Source organism: Micromonospora coerulea (assembly GCF_016598485.1).
Taxonomy (GTDB): Bacteria; Actinomycetota; Actinomycetes; order Mycobacteriales; family Micromonosporaceae; genus Micromonospora; species Micromonospora coerulea.
Window position 1 is genome coordinate 27270 of sequence record NZ_JAEMUW010000007.1, and the last position, 22356, is coordinate 49625.

At 74.4% G+C, this 22356-nt stretch carries 24 protein-coding genes; 15 read left to right on the forward strand and 9 right to left on the reverse strand.

Features of this window, described 5'->3' with window-relative positions:
• Positions 1–281 precede the first annotated feature (281 nt).
• From I8N68_RS11430 to I8N68_RS11440, 3 genes are all read left to right on the forward strand, one after another.
• Positions 282–1169 carry a peptidase M23 gene (locus tag I8N68_RS11430; protein WP_200209891.1) on the forward strand — a complete coding sequence of 296 codons (888 nt, stop codon included), beginning with the start codon at positions 282–284 and terminating at the stop codon, positions 1167–1169.
• Positions 1170–1279: 110 nt separating this feature from the next.
• Positions 1280–1426, forward strand: coding sequence for a hypothetical protein (locus I8N68_RS11435; protein ID WP_200209892.1), 147 nt, complete (start codon positions 1280–1282; stop codon positions 1424–1426).
• A 32-nt stretch (positions 1427–1458) separates the two neighbouring features.
• Positions 1459–2196, forward strand: a complete 738-nt coding sequence (locus I8N68_RS11440; RefSeq protein ID WP_200209893.1) for an EcsC family protein — start codon at positions 1459–1461, stop codon at positions 2194–2196.
• A gap of 93 nt (positions 2197–2289) precedes the next feature.
• Here I8N68_RS11440 and I8N68_RS11445 read toward each other — a convergent pair whose 3' ends face one another.
• Positions 2290–3129: a GDSL-type esterase/lipase family protein gene (locus I8N68_RS11445; RefSeq protein WP_200209894.1), complete on the reverse strand. Its 840-nt coding sequence runs from the start codon at positions 3127–3129 to the stop codon at positions 2290–2292.
• Positions 3130–3237: 108 nt separating this feature from the next.
• Positions 3238–3855: a putative antibiotic biosynthesis monooxygenase gene (locus I8N68_RS11450; RefSeq protein ID WP_200209895.1), complete on the reverse strand. Its 618-nt coding sequence runs from the start codon at positions 3853–3855 to the stop codon at positions 3238–3240.
• A gap of 172 nt (positions 3856–4027) precedes the next feature.
• Here I8N68_RS11450 and I8N68_RS11455 point away from each other — a divergent pair, with 172 nt between their 5' ends.
• The 5 genes from I8N68_RS11455 to I8N68_RS11475 are packed head-to-tail and all read left to right on the forward strand — an operon-like array spanning position 4028 to position 8627.
• A complete protein-coding gene (locus tag I8N68_RS11455; protein WP_200209896.1) occupies positions 4028–4291 on the forward strand; it encodes a DUF6343 family protein in 264 nt (87 codons plus the stop codon).
• 12 nt (positions 4292–4303) lie between these two features.
• Positions 4304–5716: an NADP-dependent succinic semialdehyde dehydrogenase gene (locus I8N68_RS11460; RefSeq protein WP_200209897.1), complete on the forward strand. Its 1413-nt coding sequence runs from the start codon at positions 4304–4306 to the stop codon at positions 5714–5716.
• Positions 5717–5757: 41 nt separating this feature from the next.
• Positions 5758–6723 (forward strand): TIGR03885 family FMN-dependent LLM class oxidoreductase, encoded by a 966-nt coding sequence (locus I8N68_RS11465; protein ID WP_200209898.1) that lies wholly within the window; start codon positions 5758–5760, stop codon positions 6721–6723.
• Between the two features lie 37 nt (positions 6724–6760).
• A complete protein-coding gene (locus I8N68_RS11470) occupies positions 6761–8341 on the forward strand; it encodes a Na+/H+ antiporter (protein WP_200209899.1) in 1581 nt (526 codons plus the stop codon).
• A 28-nt stretch (positions 8342–8369) separates the two neighbouring features.
• Entirely contained in the window at positions 8370–8627 is a 258-nt protein-coding gene (locus I8N68_RS11475) for a UBP-type zinc finger domain-containing protein (protein WP_200209900.1), read from the forward strand.
• A 73-nt stretch (positions 8628–8700) separates the two neighbouring features.
• Here the strand turns inward: I8N68_RS11475 and I8N68_RS11480 are convergent, their stop codons facing one another.
• Positions 8701–9234: a GNAT family N-acetyltransferase gene (locus tag I8N68_RS11480; protein ID WP_200209901.1), complete on the reverse strand. Its 534-nt coding sequence runs from the start codon at positions 9232–9234 to the stop codon at positions 8701–8703.
• Positions 9235–9247: 13 nt separating this feature from the next.
• Complete coding sequence (locus I8N68_RS11485; RefSeq protein ID WP_200209902.1) at positions 9248–10558, reverse strand: MFS transporter; 1311 nt, start codon at positions 10556–10558, stop codon at positions 9248–9250.
• A gap of 158 nt (positions 10559–10716) precedes the next feature.
• On the opposite strand from I8N68_RS11485, the gene I8N68_RS11490 reads away from it, so the two are divergent.
• On the forward strand, positions 10717–11196 hold the full coding sequence (locus I8N68_RS11490; RefSeq protein ID WP_200209903.1) for a GNAT family N-acetyltransferase: 480 nt from the start codon (positions 10717–10719) through the stop codon (positions 11194–11196).
• Positions 11197–11259: 63 nt separating this feature from the next.
• Here the strand turns inward: I8N68_RS11490 and I8N68_RS11495 are convergent, their stop codons facing one another.
• Positions 11260–11580 (reverse strand): DMT family transporter, encoded by a 321-nt coding sequence (locus tag I8N68_RS11495; protein WP_200210102.1) that lies wholly within the window; start codon positions 11578–11580, stop codon positions 11260–11262.
• A gap of 124 nt (positions 11581–11704) precedes the next feature.
• Here I8N68_RS11495 and I8N68_RS11500 point away from each other — a divergent pair, with 124 nt between their 5' ends.
• Together I8N68_RS11500 and I8N68_RS11505 are read left to right on the forward strand one after the other, a co-directional pair.
• Entirely contained in the window at positions 11705–12844 is a 1140-nt protein-coding gene (locus I8N68_RS11500; protein ID WP_200209904.1) for a low temperature requirement protein A, read from the forward strand.
• A gap of 204 nt (positions 12845–13048) precedes the next feature.
• On the forward strand, positions 13049–13774 hold the full coding sequence (locus I8N68_RS11505) for a PP2C family protein-serine/threonine phosphatase (RefSeq protein ID WP_200209905.1): 726 nt from the start codon (positions 13049–13051) through the stop codon (positions 13772–13774).
• A 5-nt stretch (positions 13775–13779) separates the two neighbouring features.
• Here I8N68_RS11505 and hrpB read toward each other — a convergent pair whose 3' ends face one another.
• The 3 genes from hrpB to I8N68_RS11520 are packed head-to-tail and all read right to left on the reverse strand — an operon-like array spanning position 13780 to position 17423.
• Positions 13780–16317: an ATP-dependent helicase HrpB gene (gene hrpB / locus I8N68_RS11510; protein WP_200209906.1), complete on the reverse strand. Its 2538-nt coding sequence runs from the start codon at positions 16315–16317 to the stop codon at positions 13780–13782.
• A gap of 23 nt (positions 16318–16340) precedes the next feature.
• On the reverse strand, positions 16341–16541 hold the full coding sequence (locus I8N68_RS11515) for a DUF397 domain-containing protein (protein WP_200209907.1): 201 nt from the start codon (positions 16539–16541) through the stop codon (positions 16341–16343).
• Between the two features lie 39 nt (positions 16542–16580).
• Positions 16581–17423 (reverse strand): helix-turn-helix domain-containing protein, encoded by an 843-nt coding sequence (locus I8N68_RS11520; protein WP_200209908.1) that lies wholly within the window; start codon positions 17421–17423, stop codon positions 16581–16583.
• A gap of 137 nt (positions 17424–17560) precedes the next feature.
• On the opposite strand from I8N68_RS11520, the gene I8N68_RS11525 reads away from it, so the two are divergent.
• From I8N68_RS11525 to I8N68_RS11540, 4 genes are all read left to right on the forward strand, one after another.
• Positions 17561–18187, forward strand: coding sequence for a GOLPH3/VPS74 family protein (locus I8N68_RS11525; RefSeq protein WP_200209909.1), 627 nt, complete (start codon positions 17561–17563; stop codon positions 18185–18187).
• A gap of 45 nt (positions 18188–18232) precedes the next feature.
• Positions 18233–19753 carry an APC family permease gene (locus I8N68_RS11530; RefSeq protein WP_200209910.1) on the forward strand — a complete coding sequence of 507 codons (1521 nt, stop codon included), beginning with the start codon at positions 18233–18235 and terminating at the stop codon, positions 19751–19753.
• Complete coding sequence (locus tag I8N68_RS11535; RefSeq protein ID WP_200209911.1) at positions 19753–20343, forward strand: GNAT family N-acetyltransferase; 591 nt, start codon at positions 19753–19755, stop codon at positions 20341–20343. The genes I8N68_RS11530 and I8N68_RS11535 overlap by 1 nt, the downstream gene beginning before the upstream one ends.
• Before the next feature lie 91 nt (positions 20344–20434).
• Positions 20435–21166 (forward strand): class I SAM-dependent methyltransferase, encoded by a 732-nt coding sequence (locus I8N68_RS11540; RefSeq protein ID WP_200210103.1) that lies wholly within the window; start codon positions 20435–20437, stop codon positions 21164–21166.
• Positions 21167–21260: 94 nt separating this feature from the next.
• Here the strand turns inward: I8N68_RS11540 and I8N68_RS11545 are convergent, their stop codons facing one another.
• Positions 21261–22085: a SigB/SigF/SigG family RNA polymerase sigma factor gene (locus I8N68_RS11545; RefSeq protein ID WP_200209912.1), complete on the reverse strand. Its 825-nt coding sequence runs from the start codon at positions 22083–22085 to the stop codon at positions 21261–21263.
• Positions 22086–22356: the final 271 nt, after the last annotated feature.

The following is a 22356-nucleotide window of genomic DNA, read 5'->3' on the forward strand; positions in this document are numbered from 1 at the left end:
GGGGCGAATACGCTGATCTTGCTCCGGTCACCACCGAACGGGTGGCAAGCGTATGGGCCGAAAGGATGAGTTAGTTGTTCATGGGGCAGGGGTCCGCCGGACGCGTGTTACGTCCCCGGGTCGGCGCGACTCGTGGCCCGGCGGAGGTTTGACCGATCCGCGAAGATCCTCCCCGGCCGGGTGGCGGCCATCCCGCCGGTCCGGTTCCGCCGGCCACAAGTGTGGCAAGCGCCACTCGGTGACGCTGGGTGACCGGGCCTCGCTCCGCCTAGCCTCGTCGGATGCGTGACGACGGCACCCTCGACGACCAGTACGGCCTCGGCGGTTCGGCTGACCGTTCGGACGATACCCCCTCCACCGAACGGTCTACCAGCCTTCCCGAGCCCCCCGCTTCCCGGCTCTCCATCCTCGGCTCCCTCCGTACCCGCCTCGGCGGTCTCGCTAACCCCCTCGCCCCCCGGCCCGGCCGGACCCGGCTGGCGGTCGCCACCGGCGCGGTCTGCTGCCTGGGCCTGGTGGGCTTCTCCCAGGTCGGAGCCGGCGCCGTTGGCGGCGACCGGACGCCCGCCCAGCCGGCGGAGGTCGCCCAGCGGTCGACCCCGGACGCGGCCTCCCGTGGCGCCGCCCGCCCGACTCCCGCGCCGGGCGCGTCGACCGCCGACCCGGACGTCGCCCCCTCGGCGACGAAGAAGGCCGCCGCCAAGCCCAAGCCGAAGCCCAAGCCGAAGCGGATCGCGCCGGTGGCCGGCCTGGACGAGGACCAGATGGACAACGCCAAGGCGATCGTGCGGGCCGGCCGGGACATGGGCGTGCCGCGCCGCGGCCTGGTCATCGCGGTGGCCACCGCGATGCAGGAGAGCAACCTCTACAACTACGCCAGCGGGGTGCTGCCCGAGTCGCAGAACTACCCGCACCAGGCCATCGGCTGGGACCACGACTCGGTCGGGCTGTTCCAGCAGCGCCCCAGCAGCGGCTGGGGGTCGGTGGAGGACCTGATGGACCCGAAGTTCGCCACCCGCCAGTTCCTTTCCGCGCTGGAGACGATCCCCGGCTGGCAGGACATGGCGCTGACCGATGCCGCTCAGGCCGTACAGGTCTCCGCCTTCCCCTGGGCGTACGCCCAGCACGAGTGGCGGGCCGAGCGGGTCGTCGACGCGATCCTCGGCTGACCGGGCCGCTGGCGCGGCCCATAGTGGAAGGCGTGCCGGTTGGCGGTGTGGGTACCGGGGATTGCCGGTCCCGGGTACACATGATGGGGGACCGCCGACAGGAGGACGACATGTCACTGGTGCAACGGATCCGCACGTTCCTGCGCTCGCCGCACGGCCAGCAGCTCGTCGAGCGGGGTCGGCGGGAGCTGGGCAAGCCGGAGAACCAGCGCAAGCTCAAGCAGCTCGCCGCCCGGCTGTCCAGCCGCCGGCGCTGATCCCGTCCGCGACCCGACCACCGGGAGCCCAGGTGACCGACTCCGTGCCCGTCGACGGCGAGCCGCCCGTCCCCGTCCCGCCGACCGCGCCGGCCGACGCCCCCGAGGCGCCGCCGGCCACGCTGTGGGACCGGATGCGCGACGACCCGCAGTACGCCCCGGAGCACCTCGCCCTGGAGGCCGTCCGGCGGCTCGGGCCGGAGGCGGCGCGGTGGGTCGCCCGGGAGCGGGTGGCCCGCCCCGACGTGCCGGCTGACGAGCTGGCCGACCAGGCGGTCCGCCGGTTCCTCGGCCTGGCCCGGCTCTCCGGCGCGGTCTCCGGCGTGGCCGGGCTGCCCGGCGCGGTGATCGACGTGGGCGTGCTGGCCTGGACGCAGGCCCGGCTGGTGCTGCACGTCGCGGCGGCGTACGGGGTCGATCCGACGCATCCCGACCGGGCCACCGACCTGCTGGTGCTCCAGCGGGTGCACAAGGTCGCCGAGAGCGCCCGGCTCGCCCTCGGGGTGGCCGCCGGGCGGGAGCGCGCCGGGGCGCTGTTCGGCATGGCCGGGGAGCGCCCGCTGGGCCGGGTGATGCTCCAGCTCGGCGTGCGGCTGGCCCAGATGGCCGGGATGCGGGCGGCGAAGCGGGTCGTCGCCAAGGTCGTCCCGGGCGCGGCGATCGTGCTCGGCACCTGGGCCAACTCCTCGGCCACGACGGACCTCGCCGGGCGGGCCCGCGCCCTGTACCGGCACGGCCCGGACGCCCTGCCCCGGCAGCGCCGCCCCTGACCCGTCCGCCCCGGACCCGCCCGGACGAGGGCGGCCCGGCACGACCGGTCGCCGGGGCGGCCGGCCCGGCCGCGACCGGCCGGCCGGCCCCGGTCAGTCCGACCAGCCGGCGGCCGGCCAGCTCACGTCGGCCAGCCGGTCCTGGCCGGAGGCGTTCGGGTGGAACCAGTCCAGGGTGTTCACCAGGTCCAGACCGAAGCGCAGCCGGTGCGCGGCCCCGCCGTCCCAGCGGCACCGGGAGCCGTACGCCCGGCAGGCCGCGCGCAGCTGCGCGTTGTAGTCGTCGATCCGCTGCCGGAACCGGGTTCGCCGGGCCACCGCGGCGGGCGCCGTCGAGGTCGGGTCGGCCAGCAGCGCCGGACAGATGCCGTACGACCAGGCCCGGACCGCCCGGGGTTCGGTGTGCCCGACCTGCCAGAGCCGGTACAGGTCGGGGATGCTGACCACCAGCACCCGGGCCTTGGGACGGCCCTTGCGCAGCACCCGCAGGCCCCGGTCGACCTGGTTGCGGAAGGTGGCCACCGGGGTCATCGCGTCGATGCCACCGTGGCAGGCGTCATTGGCGCCGATCAGCACCGTGACGTAGTCCGCCCTGTCGCGGACCGCCGCGCCGGCCTGCCCGGCCAGCGCGGTCGCCCGGGCCCCCGGCGCCGCCCGGTCGTACGCCCGCAGTGCCGGGTTGCGCTCTCGCAGCCGCCGGTAGTGGCTCCGCACCCGCACGCCGTTCCCGGTGGACCAGGAGTTGCGTTCGCAGGTGACCAGCACCAGGCAGGAGGCGAACCCGGTGGTGATGGAGTCGCCCAGCGCGGACATCACCGCCGGCGCGCCGGGGCGCGCGGAGTCCGAGGGTCGCGGGGAGGCGTCGGCCCCGTCACAGGCGATCGCGACCAGCGCCGCCAGGCAGGCGAGCGCGGCGACCCAGCGTCGAGGCATGACGTCCCCCGTCCGGTGGCACAGAGCAACGGCACGGTGACCCTATGCGCGCGGTGTGGCGGGGGACGTCTCCTGTCAACTATCAGGCATTGACAACGGTCGTTAAATTCAGCGTGGTACGCGAACCCGCCACGGGGCCCGCTGGCCGTGCAGCCACCAGTGCAGGGCCCGGGTGATCCGGGGCAGCACCAGATAGGTCATCAGCGGGGTCAGGCACAGTGTGATCAGCAGGGTCCGCACCCCCAACGGCACGTTGGCGATGAACCGGGCGGTGAGCAGGGTCGCGGTGAGGCTCAACGGGAAGAACGCCAGCCAGATCGTCACCGCCTGCTTCCACCGGGGCGGCGCGGGTGCCGCGGCGGCCTCGCCGCCGGTCGGCGCGAGCGTCTCCACCACATGGTCGACCGGCCGGTCGAACCAGCCCTCGATGCCGGTCCGCCGCTCGATCCCGGTGTGCTCGACGATGCCCTGGGCCGAGCTGAGCCACCAGTGCCGCTGCGGGGACTCCTCCCACCGGCGCAGCGTCGCGTCGTCGGCGAAGCGGTACATCACGTGCCAGTCGGGTGATCCCGGCGCCTGCTGAACGAAGCCGGCGCCCAGAAAGCCGGGAAAGCTCTCGGCCAACGCCGTGCCGGCCCGGATCCACGCCACCATCTCGTCGGTGCGCGCCGGATCCGCCCGCCGGGCGACGGCGACGGTCACCGGCACCGCGTGGGTCATCGTCATGTCCTCATCCTTCCCGCCCCCGCCGGGATCGGCCCGCTCGCGACCAACCGGTGTAACGCAACCCACCGGACGGTCGGATCCACCGGATACCCGCCCACTGGCCGGGATCACCGGCGGGCGCTGCCGGTGCGTCGGCTGGTTAGCGGAGCCCCTGCCGGGGTAGCCCGCAGGGATGACGAGATCGCAGCCCCGGCGTGCCCGCGGCACGGTCGGCCACGCGTACAGCGCGCTGAACCTCCGGCTCGCGCTTGCCCTGTTCGGCCTGATCAGCATGACCGTCTTCGCGGTCCTGGCGTTCTGGGCCGGCGTGACCTGGCTGGGCGTGGTCTGCGCGGTCCTCGCCGTCGTGGCCGTGGTCGACCTGGTCGTCATCCAGCGCCGACGCGCGGCCCGCCGCCGCGAGGAGCCGGGCGCGCGGCACTCGCTGTTCGAGTGACAGGAGTACGAGATGCCCATCGCCACCACCAACCCCGCCACCGGACAGGTGCTCAAGACGTACGAGCCGATGTCGGACGAGCAGGTCGGCGCCGCCATCGAGCGCGCCGACCTCGCCTTCCGGGACCTGCACCGCACCACCGTCGCCCAGCGGGCGCAGTGGATGAACGCCGCCGCCGACCTGCTCGACGCCGAACGCGACGACACCGCCCGGCTGATGACCACCGAGATGGGCAAGACGTACGCCGCGGCGCAGGCGGAGGTGACCAAGTGCGCCACCGCCTGCCGGTTCTACGCCGCCAACGCCGAGCGGATGCTCGCCGACGAGCCCGCCGACGCGCAGGCGGTGAAGGCGAAGCGGGCCGTCGTCCGCCACCAGCCGATCGGCCCGGTGCTCGCCGTGATGCCCTGGAACTTCCCGCTGTGGCAGGTGATGCGGTTCGCCGCGCCGGCCCTCATGGCCGGCAACACCGGTCTGCTCAAGCACGCCTCCAACGTGCCGCAGACCGCGCTCTACCTGGAGGACGTGTTCCGCCGGGCCGGCTTCCCGGAGGGCGCCTTCACCACCCTGCTGGTCGGCTCGGAGGCCGTCGACCGGATCCTCAGCGACCCCCGGGTCCGCGCCGCCACGCTGACCGGCAGCGAGAGCGCCGGCCGCTCGATCGGGCAGATCGCCGGCCGGGAGCTGAAGAAGACGGTGCTGGAGCTCGGCGGCAGCGACCCGTTCGTGGTGATGCCCTCGGCCGACCTGGACCGGGCCGCCGAGGTGGCCACCACCGCCCGCTGCCAGAACAACGGCCAGTCCTGCATCGCGGCGAAGCGGTTCATCGTGCACACCGACGTGTTCGACGCCTTCGCGGAGAAGTTCGCCGCCAACATGGCGGCCCTGAAGGTCGGCGACCCGATGGACGAGAGCACCGACGTCGGCCCACTCGCCAGCGAGCGTGGCCGCGACGAGATACACGCCCAGGTGCGGGACGCCGTGGACCACGGCGCCACCCTGCTCTGCGGCGGCGAGAAGCCCGCCGGTGACGGCTGGTACTACCCGCCGACCGTGGTCACCGACCTGACCCCGCAGATGCGGATGTGGTCGGAGGAGGTCTTCGGCCCGGTCGCCGGGCTGTACCGGGTCTCGTCGTACGAGGAGGCGATCGAGGTGGCCAACGGCACCACGTTCGGCCTGGGCTCCAACGCCTGGACGATGGACCCGGCCGAGCAGGAGCGCTTCGCCACCGACCTGGACGCCGGCAACGTCTTCATCAACGGGATGACCACGTCCTTTCCGGAGCTGCCGTTCGGCGGCGTGAAGAACTCCGGCTACGGCCGGGAGCTGTCCGCCATCGGCATGCGGGAGTTCTGCAACACCAAGACCGTCTGGGTGGGGGAGGGCGCCGCCTCGGCCGGGGCGGGCGCGCACGCCGAGTAGTCGCGATTGGTCGGACACCGTCATGGGTAGGAGGTGCGCCCATGACGGTGTTCGGCTTCCACGCGTCCCACGAGCAGATCCATCCCGCCCGGCTGCTGGAGGCGGTGGTACACGCCGAACGGGCGGGCTTCGGCGCCGCCATGTCGTCGGACCACTTCTCCCCGTGGAGCGCCCGGCAGGGCCACTCCGGCTTCGCCTGGTCCTGGCTCGGGGCGGCGCTCCAGGCCACCAACCTGTCCTTCGGCGTGGTCAACGCGCCCGGGCAGCGCTACCACCCGGCGATCATCGCGCAGGCCATCGGCACCCTCGGCGCGATGTACCCGGGCCGGTTCTGGGCGGCGCTGGGCACCGGCGAGGCGAGCAACGAGCACATCACCGGCGACGGCTGGCCCCGCAAGGAGCTGCGCAACGCCCGGCTGCGCGAGTGCGTCGACGTCATCCGGGCGCTGCTCGCCGGCGAGGAGGTCAGCCACGACGGCCTGGTCACCGTGGACCGGGCGAAGCTGTGGACCCGCCCCGAGCAGCCACCCGCCCTGATCGGCGCCGCGGTCAGCGTGGCCACCGCCCGCTGGTGCGCCGAGTGGGCCGACGGCCTGATCACCGTCAACGCGCCCGTCGACCACCTGCGCCAGCTGATCGACGCGTACCGGGAGGCCGGCGGGCGGGGGCCGCTGCACCTCCAGGCGCACGTCAGCTGGGCGCCCGACCAGGCGGAGGCGGAGGCGATCGCGTACGACCAGTGGCGCAGCAACGTCTTCGCCCCGCCGGTCTGCTGGGACCTGGAGATGACCGAGCACTTCGACACGGTCAGCGCGGACGTCCCGCTGGAGAAGGTCACCTCCACCGTCAACGTCTCCGCCGACCTGGGCCGGCACGTCGGCTGGCTGGAGGAGTACGTGGCGCTCGGCTTCGACCAGATCGCCCTGCACCACGTCGGGCAGGAGCAGCGGCCGTTCATCGACACCTTCGGCGCCGAGGTGCTGCCCAAGCTGCATACGCCCGCCTGAGCGACGCCCGCGACCGCGACCCCTAGGCTCGTACCCCATGGAAGCTCTGTTCGAGGTCGTGGTCTTCCTCGCGATCGCCACCTTCGGTGCGGCGCTGGCCCGCCGCCTGGGCCTGCTCGCGCCGATCCTGCTGGTCGTGCTCGGCCTCGCGCTCTCCTTCCTGCCGTTCTTCCCGCAGGTCCGGCTGAACCCGGAACTGGTGCTGGTGGGCATCCTGCCGCCGCTGCTCTACGTGGCGGCCCTGGAGACCTCGGTGCCGGCGTTCCGGCTGAACCTGCGGTCGATCCTGCTGCTCGCGGTGGGACTGGTGCTGTTCACCGCGTTCGTGGTCGGCACCGTCGTGCATTTGCTGCTGCCCGAGGTGCCGTACTCGATCTGCCTGGCCCTCGGCGCGGTGGTGGCGCCGCCGGACGCGGTCGCCGCCACCGCGGTGGCCCGGCGGGTCGGGCTGCCCCGCCGGATCGTCACGATCCTGGAGGGGGAGAGCCTGGTCAACGACGCCACCGCGCTGGTGCTGCTGCGGGTGGCGGTCGCCGCGGCCATCGCGGCCACCGGTGGCGTCGGGGTCGACTACGTGGCCCGCGAGGTGCTGGTCGCCACCGGCGGCGGCATCCTGGTCGGGCTGCTCGGCGTGGTCGTCTTCGGCTACCTGCACAAGCACACCACCGACGCGGTGCTGGACAACGCGCTGTCGCTGATCGTGCCGTTCGCGGTGGTCTTCGCCGCCGAGGAGATCCACGCCTCCGGGGTGGTCGCCGTGGTGGTGACCGGGCTGGGCATCGGCCACAAGCTGCCGCTGCTGATGTCGGCCGCCTCCCGGCTCCAGGTCGCCGCCTTCTGGCGGCTGATCCGGTTCCTGCTGGAAGGGCTGGTCTTCCTGCTGGTCGGCCTGCAACTGCGGGAGGTGGTCCGGGACCTGGACGAGCCCTTCGGCTTCCTCGCCGGGATCACCGCGGCGGTGCTGGCCGCCGTCTTCCTGACCCGGTTCGTCTGGCTCTTCCCGGCCACCTACCTGGCCCGGCTGGTGCCCCGGGTCCGCCGCCGGGACCCGGCACCCCCGTTGCAGGTGCCGATCATCCTCGGCTGGGCCGGGATGCGCGGGGTGGTCACCCTGGCCGCCGCGCTCGCCCTGCCGCTGACCCTGGCCGGCGGGCGGCCGTACCCGCGGCAGCTGTTCATCTGGCTGGCGTTCGCGGTGATCGTGGTGACCCTGGTCGCGCAGGGCGCGACCCTGCCGGCCGTCGCCCGGCGGCTCAGGCTGCCGGCGGACGACCCGGTGCAGGACGCGCTCTCCGCGGCGGCCGTGCAGCAGGAGGCCAGCCGGGCCGCCCGGGAGCGCCTGGACGCGCTCGCCGACGGGGCGCCCCCGGCCGTGGTGGAGCGGCTGCGCGGGCTGGTGCAGAGCCGCACCAACCTGGCCTGGGAACGGCTGGGGGGCGCTGAGCGGGAGACCCCGTCGCAGGCGTACGGTCGGCTTCGGCAGGAGATGATCGACGCCGAGCGGGAGGTGTACCGGGCCGCCCGCGACTCCGGGAGGATCCCGGAGGAGGTGCTGGTGCGCGCCTACCGCGACCTGGACCTGGAGGAGTCGTTGCTGCGTCAGGAGGCCGACGAGTGAACCGCCGGACCGAGCGGGAGGATGACCGATGAGCTGCCAGCATCTGGCCGAGCCGGCCACGGCCGAACCGAAGACCACCGACGAGTGCCCCGATTGCGTGGCGGTCGGCAACCCCGACTGGGTGCACCTGCGGGGCTGCCTGACCTGCGGGCACGTCGGCTGCTGCGACTCGTCACCGTTGCAGCACGCGACGAAGCACTTCGAGTCCACCGGTCACCCGGTGATGCGCTCGGTCCAGCCAGGGGAGACCTGGCGCTGGTGCTTCGTCGACGAGGAGATCGGCTGACCGGCCGCCGCACCGGCGTGAGACTGACGGAGGGCACCGTCCGGGCGTCCGCCGCCGGTCTCCGTGTGCGCGCTCAGTCGAGCCGGCGGGCGAGGACCTGGCCGGGCCACGGCTCCCGGCCCGGGCGCGCGACCGTGAACGGGTCGGTGGCGGTGAAACCGCAGCCCTCGTAGAAGCGGACCAGCGCCCGGTCGTCACCGCCGTAGCAGTCCACCCGCAGCAGCCCCACGCCCCGCGCGCGGGCCAGCTCGGCCGCGTGCTCCAGCAGCCGCGCGCCGATGCCCAGGCCGGCGTACGCCCGGGCGGTCACCAGCAGGTTGACGTACAGCTCCGGCTCGGTGGCCGCGGGCACGTAGTCGGTGGACGCGCCAACCACCAGTGCGCCGACCGGGACGTCGCCCAGCAGCGCCAGGTGCAGGCCGCCGCCGGCCGCCCACGCCTCGGCCTGGGCGATCCGCCGCGGATCGGTCGACGCCGGCTCGGTGCCCCACTGGCCGGTCCGGCCACGCGCCACCAGCCAGGCGGTGGCGCTGTCCAGCAGGCGCAGCACGGCGGGCGCGTCGTCCGGGCCGCCCGGCCGGATGGTGCAGATCTCCTGGTCCGTCATACCGGCCATGCTGCTACACCGGCGCGGATGGTCGATCATCGGACGGCTGCTCCCCGGCCACCGCCGCTGGCGCCGCCCGAGCGGACACCGCCCACCTGGTCAGCCTCGGCGTGGCCAGGCCGACCCCGGCGAAGAGCGCGGCCAGCCCCAGCCAGCCCGGCACCCCGCCGCCGAGGACCACCAGGGTCAGCAATCCCGGCCCGACCGCCCGCGCCAGCCCGGCGAGCAGCCCATCCGCCCCCTGGTACGCGCCGATGGCGTCCGGTGGGGCCAGGTCGTACGCCAGGCCCGCCCCGGCGGTGCCGTGCCACAGGTCCCCGACGCTGTAGACGGCGGTGGCCACCAGCAGCAGCACCACCGCCGTGACGGCGGACCGTCCGGCGCTGGCGGCGTAGAGCGGCATCGCCGCGGCCAGCACCAGGCCGGCTCGGCGCATCTTGCGGGCGGCCCGGCCGGCGTCGTCCGCGCCCCGACCGAGCCGCACCGCCAGCAGCACGGTGAGCACCGTGTTGGTCAGCAGCACCGCCGATACCACCGACGGTGGCGCATCCGCGCGGCGCACCGCCCACAGTGGCACGACCAGGGTCAGCACCGTCCAGTGCAGGGCGAGCAGCGCCGACGCCCCGCTGACCGCGAGGAACCGCCCGTCGCGCAGCGCCCGCCCCCGGCGCGGGACGGCCGCCGGGTCGCGCGGGGTCGGCGGGTAGGCCGGCAGCCGCAGCAGCAGCGCCGCCGACAGCAGATAGGTGACCGAGTTGCCGACCACCAGGATCTGGTACGCCACATGCGTCTCCGCGGCCAGCGCGATCCCGGCCAGTCCCGCACCCACCGCGATGCCCAGGTTCGCCACCGCCCGCAGCGTGGCGAAGGCGTGTACCCGTCCCTCGGGACCGCCGACGGCGGCGACCAGGGCGGCGCGCACCGCCAGGTTGCCGGAGGTGAGCAGCGCGTCGAGCACCGCCGCCGCGAGGAACACCGGGAACGACCCCACCAGCAGGTACGACGCCGCTACCACCGCCTGGCCCAGTTGCAGGACCGCCCGCAGCGTCCGCGGGTCCCGCCGGTCGGCGAGGCCGCCGAGTGGCACGCTGGCGGTCAGCCCCACCAGCCCGGCGACGGTGAGCCCGGCGCCGACCTGGGCGGGAGAGAGCCCCACGTCCCGGGTGAGGTAGAGGGCCGCGCCGGTCAGCCAGAGGCCCGAGCCGACGGTGTTCGCCAGGGTGGCCAGGGACAGGGTGCGCAGCCGCCCGGGCGGCGGGATCGGCGACACGGCCGACCAGGCGCGGCCGCGCCCAACCGGGGGTCGAGCTGGGGCGACGGCCATGCCACCGACCCTAGGACGGCCACCCCGCGCCGGTGCGCCACGACGACGCGACGCCGGTCACAGCGGAGCGGGCGAAATCCGCTCGCCGCACCAGGGCCGACCTGGTTGGGTCGGGGACCATCGAGCGGATCCCGGTACGGCCGGCACGGGCGGACGAAATGACCAGGCTGCAGCAGATCGAGGTGGCCTCCGGCAACCCGTTCCGGGAGATCGGCATGGCCGAAATCGCGGACATGCCATCGCTGCCGCTGGACGTCCTCGCCGGATGCCAGGAGGCGGGCCGGGCCTGGGTGGCGGTCGACGTCGCGGACCGGCCGGTCGCGTTCGCGGTGGCCGACCTGGTCGACGGCTGCGCCCACGTCCAGCAGCTCAGCGTCAATCCGTCGTACGCCCGCCGGGGCATCGGGCGAGGGCTGCTCGATCACGTGGCGGCCTGGGCTGCCGGTCGGGGGCTGCCGGCGTTGACGCTGACCACGTTCCGGAGCGTGCCGTGGAACGGACCGTACTACGCCCGTTGCGGCTTTCGAGAGCTGCCGTCGACCGAGATCACCCCCGGCCTGATCGACGTGCTGGCCGCCGAGGTGGCGATCGGCCTGGACCCCGCCGACCGGGTGGCCATGCGCCGTCCCGCCAGTTGACCCGCACGCCGGCACGTACGCGAGCGGCCGCGTCCACCGCATTCGGTGGGCCGGCCCGTCGGGTCAGTGCGCGCCGCCGAGGTTGAGGACGACGACTCCGGCGATCACCAGGCCGGCGCCGATCACCTTGGTGACGCTGAGCGGTTCGCCGAGGAAAACCGCACCGATGGCCACGATCGCCGCCGTGCCCAGCCCCGACCACACCGCGTACGCGACGCCGACGGGGATGTCGCGTACCACCAGGGCGAGCAGGCCGAAGGCCGACAGGTACGCCACCACCAGGCCGACCGTGGGCCAGAGCCGGGTGAAGCCGTCCGTCGCCTTCAGCAGGCTGGTGCCGATCACCTCGGCGCTGATGGCGGCCAGCAGGAACAGGTAGGCCACGGTTTCCTCCCGGCGGGTACGTCCGGCCCCGAACCTACCGGGCGTGCAGTGGAAGCGGACCTGCCGTGTCAGCGGCATCGGCGACCGGCCTCCCGACGGGCACTGCCGCCGTTAGGTTCAGGGCATGGTCCCGGTCCGTTGGCGCAGGGCGGACACCAGCCCCGCGGGCCGGGTGGCGCCGGTCGAGATCTTCTTCGACGTCGTCTTCGTCCTCACCCTGCTCCAGCTCACGCAGATACTGGAGGCGGACCTCTCCCTGGCGGCCTTCGGCCGGGTGGCCTTGATCTTCGCAGTGCTGTGGTTCATGTACACCGGTTACGCCTGGCTCACCAACCAGGTGCCACCGCGGCTGCCGTACCAGAAGGTGCTGCTTCTCGCGGGGATGGCCGGGTTCCTGCTGACCGCGGTGGGGCTACCGGACGCCGTCACCGGGACCGCAGTCTTCTTCGGCCTCGGTTACCTCCTGGTGGCCTGCGTCCACTTCGCCCTGTTCGCGCAGTTCGACATCCGCTTTGCCGTGCTTCTGGCGCCGTACAACCTCGGGTCGGCGCTGCTCATCCTCGTGGCCGGCTTCGTCGGGAGTTCCTGGGCCTACCTGCTGTGGGGGTTGGCCTTCCTGCTCCAGACCGTCATGCCGTACCTGCTGCCGAGATGGTCCTGGGTGGGCCGGGCCGGGTTGTTCCACCTCAATGCGGAGCACTTCGTCGAGCGGCACAACCTGCTGGTGATCGTGGCGCTCGGCGAGTCCGTCGTGGCGATCGGGCTGGGTCTGCGGGGGGCGCACCTCACGGCGGGGACCGCGGTCGCGGTCCTGCTGGCCCTGGCCGTGCCCGCCGCCATGTGGTGGACCTACTTCTCGAACACCTCGGCGGCGAGCCGGGTGCTGGCGGCCGCCGAGCCGGGGCTGCGGACGAGACTCGCCGCCCCGGTCTACCTCTTCGCGCACGTCCTCCTGCTGCTCGGCATCGTCGTCACCGCCGCCGGTATCCATGACACCGTCGCGCACCCCGGGGCGGCGGTGGAGCCGGCGACTGCAGTGGCGCTCTCCGGCGGCGTCGCCCTGTTCCTCGGCGGCATCGCCGTCGGCCTGCGAGTCCTTTCGGTCGGCTCCTGGCGGAACCGGCTGACCGCCGCCGTCGCCACCCTGGCCACCATCCCGGTCGGCACGGCGGGGAGCGCGGCCCTGCACCTCTGCGCGGTGATCGGCGTACTGCTGGCGATGCTGGCGGCCGATCACTGGCGGGCGGCGCGGCGGCCCGCGTAGCGGTCCTGTTCGAGTTGCGGCGCCCGGCGGCACCCCGCCGGGCGGGCCAGCGGCAGGCCCCCGGCGCTCCGCTGACAACCGCAGCGCGCGATGACCTGATCGGGCGGTGGCTGGCGCGGGGGACAGTGAGATTCACCGCGCCACGCAGCCCGCTTCCTGATCTCCTAGAGACAACTGCGCCCTCCGCCTGGCAGGCTGCCTCCCATGACCCTGAAGCTTCGTTCCGTGGGGGCGAGCGACCGTGGGCTGATCCGCAGCGGGAACCAGGACGCGCTCCACGCCGGCAGCTGGCTCGTCGCGGTCGCCGACGGCATGGGAGGCATGGCGGCCGGTGACCTGGCCAGCCGGATCGCGATCGACGCGGTCGGGCCACTGGACGTCGAGACCCCGGAGGACGCGCTGGTCGCCGCCCTGCAGAGCGGGATCGAGCTGGCCACCGCGCGGATCCGCCAGGCGGTGGAGGAGGATCCGGAACGCCAGGGCATGGGCACCACGCTGACCGCGCTGCTCTTCGCCCGCACCGGCAGCTGCCTGGCCCTGGCCCACATCGGCGACTCCCGGGCCTACCTGTTCCGCGACGGCGTGCTCAAGCAGGTCACCCGAGACGACACCTTCGTGCAGATGCTCGTCGACCAGGGCGTGATCACCGCCGACCAGGCCAGCAGCCATCCGCGCCGGGCGGTGGTCACCCAGGCCCTCCAGGGCGACGACGTCTCCCCGTCGTACGCGACGATGGTGCCCTGGGCGGGCGACCGCTGGCTGCTGTGCAGCGACGGCCTGTCCAATGTCGTGCGTCCGGACACCCTCGCCGAGGTGCTGGCCGGCCAGCCCGACCGGGAGGCGTGCGCCCGCCAGCTGATCGACCTGGCCCTGCGGGCCGGCGGCCCGGACAACGTCACCGCGCTGATCGCCGACATCGTCGACGAGTAGCCGGCTCAGCGCCGCCGGGGCGCGGCGCGGCGGGTGGGCTCGGCGCTGGTCGGGTCCTCCGGCCACGGGTGCCGTGGGTAGCGCCCCCGCAGCTCCGCGCGGACCTGTGGGTAGCCGGACCGCCAGAACGACGCCAGGTCGGCGGTGACCGCGACCGGCCGACCGGCGGGGGAGAGCAGGTGCAGCAGCACCGGCACCCGGCCGTCGGCGATCCGGGGCGCGTCCTGCCAGCCGAAGGTCTCCTGAAGCTTGACCGCCAGCACCGGTGCGGCGGGGTCGGCGTAGTCCACCCGGATCCGCGAGCCGCTCGGCACGGCCAGCCGCTCCGGGGCCACCTCGTCCAGCCGGGCGGCCTGCCGCCAGTCCAGCAGCCGGCGCAGCGCCGACGCAACGTCGACCCGGGCCAGGTCGGCCCGGCGGCGGGCCCGGGCCAGCTCCGGACCGAGCCAGCGCGGCGCCTCGGCCAGCAGCGCCGCGTCCGTCACGTCCGGCCACCCGTCGCCGAGCGCCTGCCGGCAGAAGGCCAGGCGTTCGCGCAGCGCGGTCGCCGTCGGCGTCCAGCTCAGCAGCCCCAGCCCGCCCTGGCGCAGCCCGGTCAGCACCGCCGCGGCGACCAGCTCCGGCGCCGGCGCCGCGAGGGGCCGGTCGACCAGCTCGACCGCGCCGAGCCGGACCACCTCCCGGGCCACCACGTCGCCGCCGGACCAGCCCACCTCCCGCTCGGTGCGCAGCAGCGAGCCGCCCGCCTCGCGCGCGGTCGCTTCGTCCACCGGTGCGGCGAGCCGCACCCGGGCGGCCGGCGCGCCGGGGGAGCGGTCGGCCACCGCCACCGCCAGCCACGCCGTCCCGGCCAGCCCCGACCCGGGCGCCAGCTCCGCCGCCGTGCCGCCCGCCATCAGGTACGCCGACCCGCCGGGTCGCCGCGCCCGGGCCAGCCGTTCCGGGTACGCCAGCCCCACCAGCAGCCCGGCCGCCAGGTCGTCGGGCAGCCGGTCGAGCGTCCTCGTGGCCCCCCGCGAACCGCCGGTCGGTGTTGCCTCGGGCAGGGCGCCGCGGAGCCGGCGTACCTCGGCGCGCCAGCGGGCGGTGGCGGCCGGATCGGCGTTCGTGCGCAGCCGGCGCCAGGCGGCCGTCAGGTCGTCGCCCGGGCCTGCCACGGTCTCCTCGGCGAGGAGCGCGACCACCTCGGCGGCCCGGTCCGCGCCCACCTTCGCCGCCCCGTCGAGCAACGCCCGGGCCAGCCGGGGATGCGCGCCGACCGACGCGATGACCCGGCCCCGGGCGGTGATCCGGCCGTCCGCGTCGACCGCACCGAGGGCGGTGAGGGTCTCCCGGGCGACCGCCATCGCGGCCGGCGGCGGGGGGTCGGGCAGGGCGAGCCCGGTGCCGTCCGGGTCGCCCCAGGCGGCCAGCTCCAGCGCGAAGCCGGTCAGATCGGCGGTGGCGATCTCCGGCTCCGGTTGCGCGGCCAGCCTGGCGTGCGTCGCCTCCGACCAGCACCGGTAGACCGCCCCCGGTGCCTCCCGGCCGGCCCGGCCGGCCCGCTGGGTCGCCGCCGCCCGGGACACCGGAACGGTCACCAGTGCGCCCAGCCCACGGGCCAGGTCGGTGCGGGCCACCCGGCTCAACCCCGCGTCCACCACTACCCGGACCCCGGGCACGGTCAGGCTGCTCTCCGCCACCGCGGTCGACAGCACCACCCGTCGCCGGTCGGCAGGACGCAGCGCCGCGTCCTGCGCCGCCCCGGGCAGCCGGCCGTGCAGCGGCAGCAGCGCGATCGAATCCCGCAGGTCGGCCAGCCGTCCGGTGACCGCGGCGATCTCCCCGGCCCCGGGCAGGAACACCAGCACGTCCCCGTCCCGCTCGCGCAGCGCCCGCCGGACGGTCGCCGCCACGTGGTCGAGCAGGGCCGGGTCGACCCGGCCCGCGCCGGGCGCGGCGACCGGCCGGGGCGGCGGCGCCCAGACCCGGGTTACCGGGTGCAGCGCGGCCTCCGCCCGGAGCACGGGCGCGGGCCGTCCGGCGCCGCCCAGCAGCGCGGCGAAGCGGTCCGCCTGCGGGGTGGCCGACATGGCCAGCAGCCACAGGTCGGGGCGGAGCGTGCCGCGGGCCTCCACCGCGAAGGCCAGCGCCAGGTCGGCGTCGAGCTGCCGCTCGTGGCACTCGTCGAGGAGTACCGCGCCGACCCCGGGCAGCTCCGGGTCGCGGTGCAGCCGGCGCAGCAGCAGGCCGGTGGTGACCACCTCGATCCGGGTCGCCGGGCCGACCCGGCGCTCGCCGCGCACCGCGTACCCGATCCGCTCGCCCACCCGCTCGCCGAGCAGGCCGGCCATCCGACGGGCGGCGGCCCGCGCGGCGACCCGGCGGGGCTGCGCGATCAACACCCGGCCGCCGACCTCGTCGGCCACCGCGAGCGGCGCCAGGGTGGTCTTGCCGGTGCCGGGCGGCGCGACGAGAACCGCGTCGCCGGCCGACCGCAGCGCCCGGACCAGCGCCGGGAGCACCGGCCGGACGGGCAGGTCGAGGGGTACGTCGGAGAGCACGGTCCCACTCTCGCACCCGGGGCTCAGTCCGGGCGCACCCCGTCCACGCCGGTGACGAAGGCCGCCCAGGCGGTGGGCGGGAACACCAGCGCCGGACCGCCGCGGTCCTTGCTGTCCCGTACGGCGATCCGACCGCTCACCGCGGCGACCTCCACGCAGTTGCCGTTGCCACTGCTGCGCGTGCTGGTGCGCCAGTCCGCCCGGGACAGGTCGAGCGCGGTCATCCGGTACCTCTCGTCTTCCGTCGGCGCGCCGCCGAGCGGTCACGCAAAGTTACGAGAAGCGTCCTCCAGGCGGGTCAACGACGCCGCCGGATCGAGTGCCATCCGGCACAGCTCCTCATGCAGCAGGCTATACCCGTGCACGTGAGCAACGTCCTCCAGAGCCAGTCCCATCGTGAGGTTTTCCAGGTAAACCACGGAGGCGTCGGCGGCGTCGGCGAAACCGAGGATGACGTACGGGGTGCTCATCGCCGGATGTCCGCCGGCATTGAATGGAAGCACGTGAATGGTTACGTTTGGTAGTTGAGCGAGTCGTGCCATGTGGCTGATCTGAGCGGCCATCACGGCCGGACCGCCGACCGCGCGCAGCAGCACCGCCTCGTTGAGCACCACCGACAGCCGCACCGGGGCCTCCCGGTGCAGCACGTCCTGGCGGCGCAGCCGGGCGGCGACCTTGCGCTCGATGGCGTCCTCGCCGGCGGTGATCCGGTAGATCTCCCGGGCGTACGCCTCGGTCTGCAGCAGCCCCGGCACCGACTCGGCCTCGTACGTGCGCAGGGTGGCCGCCTCGGCCTCCAGCCCGACGTAGAACTCGAACCATTCCGGCAGGACGTCGCTGTAGCTCTGCCACCAGCCGCGCTGCTGCGCGCCCCGGGCTATTTCGATCAGCGCCTCGGCATCGGCGCCGGTCACCTGGTAGAGCGCGAGCGCGGCGCGCACGTCGCGGGGCTTGATGCCGATCTGCGCGTTCTCGATGCGAGAGAGGTTGCTCTTGGACATGTCCAACTGGCGCGCGGCCACATCGAGGGTCATCCCTGCGCGTTCGCGCAGCTGGCGGAGTTCCCGGGCGATGCGGCGGCGGCGGACGGTGGGACTGGCGGTCACCCTCCGAGTCTGTCACGACAAGATCCGCAGGTCGCGTCAGTACGGAGTGCAACCGCCAATTCCGGGAGTTGCATCCCGCGAGTGGAGGGTGCATCCTCGTCCGGTGCGGATCACTTGTGGACAGTCTGGAGGCTCGTTTGCTCATCGCTGACGAGTTCTTCCTGATCGCCCACAACGACAGTCGGGGCAAGGCCAGACTCCACCCGGCGGCGGCCGGGCTGGGACTCGCGGCCGGGCTGCTCGGCGAGCTGATCCTCTCCGGACGGATCACCGTCTCGGATGGACTGGTCATCGTGCTGGACCGCCGGCCGCCCGCCGACGCGCTCGCGCACACCGTGCTCGACCAGCTCATCGGAGAGCCCCAGCACCAGGCGATCCGAACCTGGCTCAGCTTCCTGGCCCGCACCGGCGTCACCTCCGTCGGCGAGCGGCTGGCCCGGGCCGGGGTGTTGCGCCGGCAGGAGACCCGCCGCCTGCTGCGCACCAGCCTGAGCTACCTGCCGGTCGACCTCAACGCGACGGCCTGGCCGGCGACCCGGCTGCGGACCCTGCTGGAGCGCCCGGATCCCCCCACCGTGCCGGACGCCCTGCTGCTCGGCCTGGTCTCCGCCACCGGTCTCACCCGCGAGGTGCTCTGGAGCGCCGGGCCCCTGGCCCACCACCGGCTGAGCGTGCTCCTCCCGGCGCTCCCGGCCCCGCTGAAGGAACTGGTCGGGCACACCGAGGCCGCCGTCGGCGCCGCGGTGCTGCGCGGCAACCCCTGACCTCCCGGTCACCCCCCATCCCTGCCCCGAACCGGAGCGTCCCCCATGCCCCCTTCTGCCCCCGTCGAACGCCCCAGCAACGTCTCCGAGGCCCTGGCCCGCGGTCGGCTCGGCGTGCCGGCGGTCGTCTTCTTCGTGCTCTCCGCCGCCGCCCCGCTGACCGTGGTGGCCGGCGTGGTCACCACCGGGTACGCGGTCACCGGCGTCACCGGCATCCCGCTGGCGTTCCTCGTGGTCGCCGCGGTGCTCGCCCTCTTCTCGGTCGGCTACGTGGCGATGGCCCGCCGGTTGGCCAACGCCGGCGCGTTCTACGCGTACATCGCCCGCGGGCTCGGCCGGCCGGCCGGGGTGGGCGCGGCCTGGGTCGCGCTGATCGCGTACAACGCGCTCCAGGTGGGGCTCTACGGCGCGATCGGCGCCGCCGCCGAGCCGGTGCTCCAGCAGCTCTTCGGCGGCTCGCCCGCCTGGTGGGTGGTGGCGCTGGTGGCCTGGGCTCTGGTCGCCGTGCTGGGCCTGCTCCGGGTCGACGTGAACGGGCTGGTGCTGGCCGTGCTGCTGGTCGCCGAGATCCTGGTCATCGTCGTCTTCGACCTGGCGCAGCTCACCCACCCCGCCGGCGGGTCGGTCAGCTTCGCCACCCTCTCGCCGGACAACCTGCTGGTGCCGGGGGTCGGCGCGATCCTGGTGCTGGCCACCACCGGCTTCACCGGCTTCGAGTCGGCGGTGGTGTTCAGCGAGGAGAGCAGGGACCCGCAGCGGACCGTCCCGCGGGCCACCTACCTGTCGGTGGCCATCATCGCCGGGCTGTACGCCTTCTCGGCCTGGACGATGACCGTCGCCACCGGGCCGGACCGGATCGTCGACGAGTCCCGGGAGCAGAGCACGGGGCTGATCTTCAGCCTCGCCGGCGCGCACCTCGGCGACACCGCGGTGACCGTCGGCCAGGCGCTCTTCCTCACCTCACTGCTGGCGGCGATGATCGCGTTCCACAACACCACCGCGCGGTACGCCTTCGCGCTCGGCCGTGAGCGGGTGCTGCCGGCGCTGTTCGGGCAGACCTCCCCGCTCACCGGCGCGCCCCGGGTCGCCTCGCTGGCGCAGAGCGTCCTCGGGCTGGTGGTGATCGTGCTCTACGCCGTCGCCGGCTGGGACCCACTGGTGCAGCTGTTCTTCTGGGGCGGTACCGGCGGCGGGTTCGGCGTGCTGCTGCTGATCGCCACCACCTCGGTCGCGGTGATCGCCTTCTTCGCCCGGACCCGGACGCCGGAGACGCTGTGGCGGCGGGCGATCGCCCCCGGCCTCGCGGCGGTCGCGCTGACCGCGATCATCGTGATCGCGGTGGACAACTTCGCCATCCTGCTCGGCGTCGCCCCGGACTCTCCGCTGCGCTGGGTGATCCCGGCGGTCTACCCGGTCGCGGCGCTGCTCGGGCTGCTCTGGGGGCTGGCGCTGCGCGGCAACCGACCCGACGTGTACGCCCGGATCGGGCTCGGCGCGGACAGCGCGGTCGCCGACGCGCCCCGCCCGGCCGGCGAACCGACGCCGGTCGGCGTGGAGGTGCCGTGATGACCGAGGTGCCGATCGAGCGGCTGGGCCCGGGCGAGACCCGAGCGGTCGCCGAGCGGATCGCCGGCGCGTTCCACGTCCTCGCCGTCACCCGCTGGCTGGTGCCGGACGAGGCGAAGCGGGAGGCGTTGCTCGCCGACAACTTCGAGATCCTGGTCGAGCACGCGATGCGGCACGGGATCGTGCACGGCACCCCGGACCTTGCGGCGGTCGCCGTGTGGCTCCCGCAGACCGGCGAGCCGGCCCCGCCGCCGGCCGACTACGACGCCCGGCTCGCCGCCGCCTGCGGTGAGTGGACGCCCCGGTTCCAGCACCTCGACGAGCTGTTCGAGGCGCACCATCCGCACGGCGACCACCACCACCTGGTGTTCCTGGCGGTCGCGCCGCAGTGGCAGGGGCGGGGGCTGGGCAGCGCGCTGCTGCGGCACCACCACGCGGTGCTCGACGCCGAGGGCCTGCCCGGCTACCTGGAGGCGAGCAGCGAGCGCAGCCGGGAACTGTACGGCCGGCACGGCTACCGGGCCGCCGAGCCGTTCCGGCTGCCGGACGGCGCGGCGTTCCACCCGATGTGGCGGGAGCCGCGGGGCTGACGGCGGGCGGCGGCCCCCGGTGTCCCTACCGGGGGTCGCTGTCGGCCTTCTCACCTTGACCGGCGTGCGCGGCGCCGCGTTGGCTGGCGGCATGGCCCGCATCGCGTACGACGACCGCAGCGCCGCCGCCTTCGCGGCCACCCGGCACCTGGCCACCGACGGGCTGACGAGCTGGCGGGCGGCGGTCGCGCGGCATCTGCCCACCACCGCCGGCGCCCGGGTGCTCGACCTCGGGGCCGGCACCGCCACCTGGGCGGCCGCCTTCCGGGCCTGGTACGGCCTCGACGTGGTGGCGGTCGAGCCGTCGGCGGCCATGCGGGCCCGCGCCGGGTACGAGGCGATGGTCGGCGGCGACGCGGCGGCCCTGCCTCTCGCGGCGGCCAGCCTGGACGGCGCCTGGCTCTCCACGGTGATCCACCACCTGCCGGACCTGCCGGCGGTCGCCGCCGAGCTGCGCCGGACGCTGCGCGCCGGCGCGCCGGTACTGATCCGCTCGGTGTTCCCCGGGCGGGCCGGCGGGATCAGCCTGTTCCGGTGGTTCCCGGAGGCGCTGCGGGTGGTGGCGAGCTATCCCTCGGTGGCGGAGGTCTGCGCGGCGTTCGAGCCGGCCGGCTTCGCGCCGGTGGCGCTGGAGCCGGTGCCACAGGTGAGTGCCCCGTCGCTGCGGACGGCCGCGGACGGGCTGCGTCGGTCGGCGCACACCCCGCTGCTGCTGCTCGACGACGCCGACTACGCGCGGGGGGTGCGGCGGATGCGCGCGGCGGCCGCAGGGACGCCGGACGTGCCGGTGGTCGACACGATGGACCTGCTGGTGCTGCGCTGAGCGCACGGAAAGGCCCGGCCGGCGCACCGCCGACCGGGCCCGTGGACGCGACGTTGGCCGGGCCCGCCGACCCGGCCAACGTCTCCCACCCCCCTTAGTACGTTCCGTCGAGCTGCCCGCGCAGCTTCGTCAGCGCCCGGGCCAGCAGCCGGGACACGTGCATCTGCGAGACGCCGATCTGCTCGGCGATCTGGGACTGGGTCAGGTTGCCGTAGAAGCGCAGCGTGAGGATCTTCTGCTCGCGCTCGTCGAGGGTGGCCAGCGCCGGGCCGAGGGCGACCCGGAGCTCGGCCAGCTCGAACTCGCCGTCCTCGCCGCCGAGCATGTCGCCCAGCTCGGTGGCCCGGTCGCCGTCGCCGGTCGGGGTGGACAGCGACACCGCGTTGTAGGCGCGGGCGCCCTCCAGGCCCTCCAGGACCTCTTCCTCGGTCAGCGTGAGGTGGGCGGCGATGTCCGCGACGGTCGGGGAGCGGCCGAGGGTCTGCAGCAGGGTGCTGTTGGCGTCGGAGATGGCCAGCCGCAGCTCCTGGAGGCGACGCGGCACCCGGATGTCCCAGGTGCGGTCGCGGAAGTGCCGCTTGAGCTCGCCGATGATGGTCGGGATGGCGTAACCGGCGAAGTCGACGCCCCGGGAGGGGTCGAACTTGTCGATCGCCTTGATCAGGCCGACGGCGGCGGTCTGCGCCAGGTCGTCGGTGGGCTCGCCGCGGCCGCTGTAGCGGTGGGCCAGGTGGTTGGCGAGCGGCAGCCAGGCCTCGATCGCCTTGTCGCGCATCGCGGCGCGGGACGGGTGATTCGCGGGCAGCGCGGCCATCGCGTTGAGCAGGTCCGCGGCGCTGTCGGTGAGTGCGCGCGGGTCCAGCTTCTCGGTGGTGGACGGCGGTGTGGTCGCCTGCTCGCTGATCGTTGGCGCGGTCATGGGTGGTCCTCCCTGCACCTCGTCCGCGGACAAAAGACGTGACGCTTTGGTTTAGCTTCAAGTGGTCCGTTCGGGACTCACCTTAGCCTGATCGGTCCGGGGAAATCTAGCCGAAAGTACGATGTGCTTAAGTAATTTTCCGACAGGAAACGCCAGGAACCGACATAACGCCGGGGCTTTGTGATCACGATTACCGGGCCACCCGCCCGATCCGCCGCCGCCGGACGCGCCGCGGTGGTGACCACTCGGCCCACCGCTCCCATCGACCGGT